This is a genomic window from Herpetosiphonaceae bacterium (assembly GCA_036374795.1).
GTDB lineage: Bacteria > Chloroflexota > Chloroflexia > Chloroflexales > Kallotenuaceae > LB3-1.
Map to the genome: position 1 here is coordinate 1 of DASUTC010000177.1, position 6,125 is coordinate 6,125.

Sequence of the window (6,125 nt, forward strand, 5' to 3'; positions counted from 1 at the left end):
AGGTGCCGTCGCCGGGCCGCCAGACCGCGAGATCGCTCTTGCCGTCGCCGTCGTAGTCGCCGGGCACGGGCACGTCGCCGTTAAGGCCCCACTGCTGGACGGAGATCGCGCCGGAGCTGCTGAGCACGATATGCCACGTGCCGTCGCTCGGTCGCCAGACAGCGCGGTCGCTCCTGCCATCGCCGTCGTAGTCGCCGGGCACGGGCACGTCGCCGCTCAGACCCCATTGATAATAGGCGGGGCTGCCGGTGCTGCTGTGGACAATATACCAGGTGCCGTCGCCGGGCCGCCAGACCGCGAGATCGCTCTTGCCGTCGCCGTCGTAGTCGCCGGGCACGGGCACGTCGCCGTTAAGGCCCCACTGCTGGGCGTAAGCGTTGCCGGTGCTGCTGGGAATGATGTACCAGGTGCCGTCGCCGGGCCGCCAGACCGCGAGATCGCTCTTGCCGTCGCCGTCGTAGTTGCCCGCGACCACCTTGTCGCCGTTGACGCCCCACTGCTGGGCGTAGGCGTTGCCGGTGCTGCTGGGAATGATGTACCAGTTACCCTCGCTGGGTCGCCAGACCGCAATGTCGGTCTTGCCGTCACCGTCGTAGTCGAACGGCGCTTTGCGCGCCGGACCCAGGCTGGGCAGGTAGAGCAGGCGGTTCGGCGTGCCGGAGGGGTTGTTGGAAATAACATTCGGCGTCGCGTTGGCGATGATCCAGTTGACAATATTGGCCGATGCGGTGTCGCCGAAGGCGCTCTTATACAGCGCGCCGACGCCGGCGACGTGCGGCGAGGCCATCGACGTGCCGCTGATCGTGTTGGTGCCGCTCCCGATCCACGCCGACAAGATATTGACGCCGGGCGCGTACACTTCGACACATGAGCCGACATTCGTGAAGGAGGCGCGGGCATCGTTGATATCCGATGCCGCCACGGTCAACACCTGATTGGCGCTTGCCGGAGACGTGTTGCAGGCGTTCGCGCCGTAGTTGTTGCCGGCGGCGACCGCGACAAAGACGCCTGAGTTGGAAAGGTTGTCGGCGGCGGTGTTGACCGAGGCGTTATAGCCGCCGCCCAGCGACATATTCGCCACGGCTGGCCGCTGACCGTACAGCCGCACCCAGTCCATGCCCGCGATCACGCCCGACCACGTGCCGGAGCCGCCACAGTCGAGCACGCGCACACCACGGAGCTGGACCTGCTTGGCAACGCCATAGGTTGCGCCGCCGACGGTCCCCGCGACATGCGTGCCATGACCGTTGCAATCGTCGCCGTTCCCGCCGAATGCGTCGTACACATTCGCGGCGCGACCGCCGAAGTCGGGGTGGTTGGCCTGCAATCCGGTGTCGATAATGTAGGCATACACGCCTGCGCCGGTTCGGTCATACGTATAGCTGCCGGAGAGCGGTCGGGAGCGCTGGTCGATGCGATCCAGGCCCCACGGCGGGTTGTACTGCGTATCGCTGACCGTAACCTCTTGATCAGGCTCGATGTAATCGACGTGGGGATTGCGCTGGAGCGCCTCAAGCTGACGCGCGTGCAACGTTGCTGCAAATCCATTCAGCACCGCCTTATACACATGCTTAGGCTTTACGCCCGCGCTGTTGGCGATGGAATGCGCATCAGCACCATCCTTGAGGACGACGATGTACTGGTCGGGAAGAGCCTTGCCGGTTGTGGGTACCATGCGGCTAGATGTACCAGTCGACGCGGACGCTGCCTGAATAGGCAATGCCTGAGCGACCAGTAAGACAGCGAACGCGAGCAGAACGATGAACCGCTTCATGGTAGGTGCCTCCCAAGCTTGGATTGAAACACGAGCGTACCGTAATGAACCGATGCCGCGTTGGGCAGGAACACGATCTTAAGCGCGTTTATCCAGTACGACAATCCCGAACCGATCACAGAGGGGCAGCAACCGCTTGGGGGGTGGCGGCGGCACGCAATCGATATGATTGAGACTCAATCACATGATGCTCATTGTTGGATGACTATCATTATAAATTAAAAAGAGTATAAATCAAGCGGGGAGAATCGCGAGCTGCCGGAAGCCGAAGGCCGCTGGCACATCGGCAGCGGGTAGCCATCGCGGGCATGATGGAGCCGCCGCGTCATGATCAGGCCGCTTGCGAAACCGAGCGCAACTGGTACTATAACTGGTACGCACGCGCACACGACCGTGATTTGAAATTGAGATAGGCCCAATCGCCTGTGTGGCACCAGCGACCGACGCTTAACGATCAGCCTGAAATGGCACCCGGTCCATTCCCGATCATTCTATGAGCAATCAATCACAGTGGCTGGCGAAAACGCCTTCTGAGAAGCAAGAGCTCTTGGCGCAGATCCGTCAGCAACAGCCAGATGCACTTGATGTCTTCCCGTTGTCCTTTGCCCAGCGTCGGCTATGGTTTCTCGACCAACTGTTGCCGAGGAGCGTGTACACCATCCCCGTTGCGGTTCAGCTCACCGGTCCGCTAGATGTCACCGCCCTGGCGACGAGCCTCAATCATCTTGTGCAGCGCCATGAAACCCTGCGCACGACGATGATGGTCGTGGACGGGGAGCCGATGCAGCTCATTCGATCCGCATTCGAGATCCCGCTTCCGATCGTTTCACTCACCCACATACCCGCCGCCGAGCAAGCTGCGCATGTCCAGGCGCTGAGCGCTGAAGACGTACGGCAGCCTTTTGACCTGGAACAGGGTCCGCTGGTGCGCGCGCGGTTATTCCAGCTTGCGCCAACCGAACACGTCCTCCTGCTCCTGCTGCATCATAGTATGTGCGATGGCTGGTCGCTCGGCGTGCTGATCCGCGAAGTAGCCGCCTGCTATGCGGCTGCCAGGGCACATCACCGGCCCACATTGCCGCCGCTGCCGATCCAGTATGCCGATTATGCCGTCTGGCAGCACCAGTGGATACAGAGCAGCGTCGCGCAGAAACAGCTCGCCTACTGGCGTCAACAGCTTGCCGCTGCCCCGCCGCTGCTAGAGCTGCCCACCGACTTCCCGCGTCCGGCAGCGCCAACCTATCGCGGCGGCAGCCACACGTTTGTGATCCCGCCGACCATTGCCAGCGCGCTTCCCGATCTCAGCCGCCAGTTTGGGGCCACGCCCTTCATGACGCTGCTGGCGCTATTCGAGGTCCTGATCTATCGCTATACCGGCCAGCATGATCTGATGATCGGGACGCCGATTGCAGGCCGACGACCGGTAGAAACCGAAGGGCTGATCGGCTTCTTTGTCAACACGCTGGCCTTACGTACCGACCTACGCGGCAATCCAACCTTTGGCGCGCTCCTTCAGCGCGTGCGCGCGGTGACGCTCCAGGCCTATGCGCATCAAGATCTGCCGTTTGAGCAGATCGTCGCCGACGTACATCCAGAGCGCAGCCTGCACGCCGTACCACTGATTCAGGTCTTCTTTGCGCTCCAAAACGTGCCCCGTCCGGTGAGCAATCTCGGCGATCTCACGCTGCGCCGCTTCCCGATCGCGATCGACACCGTGCAGTACGATCTGATCCTGAACATGGAGGAAGCGGACAGCGGACTCTGGGGCAGGTTTGAGTACAGCGCCGACCTGTTTATGCCCGACACGATTGCGCGCATGGCCGGGCATTTCCAGACGCTGCTGATGGCGATCGTCAAGGACCCTGAGCGGCCCATCGGCGATCTGCCGCTGCTGACCGATGCTGAAGAGCATCGTCTGCTGGTAGAGTGGAATAGCACCCAGGCTCCGTTTGAGCGCGCGTGTCTGCATCGGCTCGTCGAGGCACAGGCGCGACGCACGCCGGACGTGACGGCGGTGATCGATCACGACCAGCGTGTTACGTATGCCGAGCTGAACCGCCGCGCCAATCGGCTCGCCCACCACCTGCGGCAGCGCGGGATCGACCGGGGCATGCGGGTTGGCGTGGCTCTCGATCGCTCGGTCGACCTGATCGTTGCGCTCCTGGGTATTCTCAAGGCAGGCGGCGCCTACGTCCCGCTCGATCCGCTGTATCCGCCGGAGCGCCTGGCCTTCATGCTGGAGGATGCCCAGGCCGCGCTGCTGCTCACACGGCAAGCACACGGCAGCACGCTGCCCGACACCGGCACGCCGCTGGTGCAGCTCGACGCCGACCGCGATCGAATCGCGCAGGCAAGCGCTGACAATCCGGTCCATGATGATATACCCGAACAGAGCGCGTATGTGATCTACACCTCCGGCTCGACCGGGCGACCGAAAGGCGTCGATTGCCATCATGCGGGCGTGGTCAATCTCCTGACGGATTTCACGCGGCGGCAGCCGATCCTGCCCGGCGATGCCTGTAGCTGCTGGACCAGCATCAGCTTTGATCCCTCGGTCTATGAGATCTGGTCGGCGCTGGTGGCTGGCGGGACGCTCCATCTTGTGCCCGATTCCGTGCGCGTGGATGGCGCGGCGTTTATCGCGTGGCTCGATCGCCATCAGATTCGCAGCGCCTACATTCCGCCGTTTCTGGTCCAAGATCTGGCAGCGTGGCTGGATCGATCGACGGCTCCATGCTCCCTGCGGCGCTTGCTGGTGGGCGTCGAGCCGATCCCTGAGGCGCTGCTGGCGTTGATCGCCGCGCGCGTGCCCGGATTGCAGATCATCAACGGCTACGGGCCAACCGAGGCGACGATCTGTGCGACGCTGTATCCCATACAGCCGGGCGCGACAGCCAATCGGTACGCGCCGATCGGACAGCCGGTACACAACACGCAGATCTATGTGCTGGATGCAGCGCTGCGACCGGTGCCGATTGGCGTGCCCGGCGAGGTCTATATCGGCGGAGGCGGCCTGGCCCACGGCTACTTCAACCGGCCTGACCTGACGGCTGAGCGGTTCACTCCTAACCCGTTCAGCAGGCATGGGCACACGCTGCCCGGCACGCGGTTGTATCGCACCGGGGACCGAGCGCGGTATCTGCCCGACGGCAACCTGATCTTTCTTGGTCGGTCGGACCAGCAGGTCAAGATCCGAGGCTTTCGGGTTGAGCTAGAGGAGATCGAAGCGGTGATTGGGCAACATCCGCGCGTCCGCGAAAACGTGGTCCTGGCACGGGAAGCGCCATCCGGCGAGAAGTGGCTGGTAGCCTACGTTGTAGAACAACAGAGCAACGAGCAAAGGAACACAGGAACCCAGGAACAAGGACCGGGCGAAGCGCCGGAAGCCCTGAACTCCCAGCTCGAAACGTTGCACTCAGATCTCCGCACCTACCTGCAAGCGCGTCTGCCCGACTACATGGTGCCGGGCGCGTGTGTCGTCCTCGATGCGTTGCCGTTGACTCCGAGCGGCAAAGTCGATCGGGGCGCGCTGCCGACGCCCGAAGCCGCCGATCGGGATCGGCCACTGGTCGCGCCGCGCACGCCCCTGGAGCAGCGAGTCGCCAGCGTGTGGGCTGATGTGCTCAGGGTCGAGTCCTTGAGCATCCACGATCGTTTTTTCGAGCTTGGTGGTCACTCGCTGCTCGCGACGCACCTGATCGCGCGCATCAACGCGGCCTTTGGCGTAGAGCTGCCACTCCGCAGCATCTTTGAGGGGCCGACGATCGCCGAGTTGACCCGGCGCATCATGACGGCGCAGCACGCCGCCGCTCAACGACACGCGCCGCCGATCGCGCCTGTCGGGCGCGACCAGCCGCTGCCGCTTTCCTTTGCGCAGCAGCGGCTCTGGCTGCTCGATCAGTTCGAGCCGGAGAGCGCCAGCTATATCATCCCGATCGCGCTCCGACTGACCGGGTCGCTGGATGTGGCCGCCCTTCAGCAGAGCCTGGACCTGATCGTGCAGCGCCACGAGGCGCTGCGGACGACGTTTGCCATCCACCAGGGCGAGCCGGTTCAGGTGATCGCTGCGGCCTTAACTCTGCCGCTGCCCGTCGTGGATCTGGGGGCTGAGACGGCAGATCCGCGCGAGCAGCGTGCCCGCGAGATCATCGTCGCGGCGGCACAAAGCCCCTTTGATCTGGAGCGCGGCCCCCTGCTGCGCACGATGCTGCTGCGCATCAGCGACAACGAGCATATGCTGGTGGTCACGATGCACCACATCATCGCGGATGGCTGGTCGGCGGGCGTGCTGGTGCGCGAGCTAACCACGTGCTACACCGCCTTTGTCATGGGCGCGACTCCACACCTGCCC

The 6,125-nt window shown here is 63.6% G+C and carries 2 protein-coding genes; one reads left to right on the plus strand and one right to left on the minus strand.

Going from position 1 to position 6,125, the window contains the following annotated elements; all coding sequences use genetic code 11:
- Nucleotides 1–1,675, minus strand: a 1,675-nt coding sequence (locus VFZ66_12725; protein HEX6290053.1) for a S8 family serine peptidase, incomplete at its 3' end; no start/stop codon positions are given.
- Nucleotides 1,676–2,267: 592 nt separating this feature from the next.
- Between VFZ66_12725 and VFZ66_12730 the strand changes: the two genes are divergently transcribed.
- On the plus strand, nt 2,268–6,125 hold a 3,858-nt coding region (locus VFZ66_12730), incomplete at its 3' end, for an amino acid adenylation domain-containing protein (protein HEX6290054.1).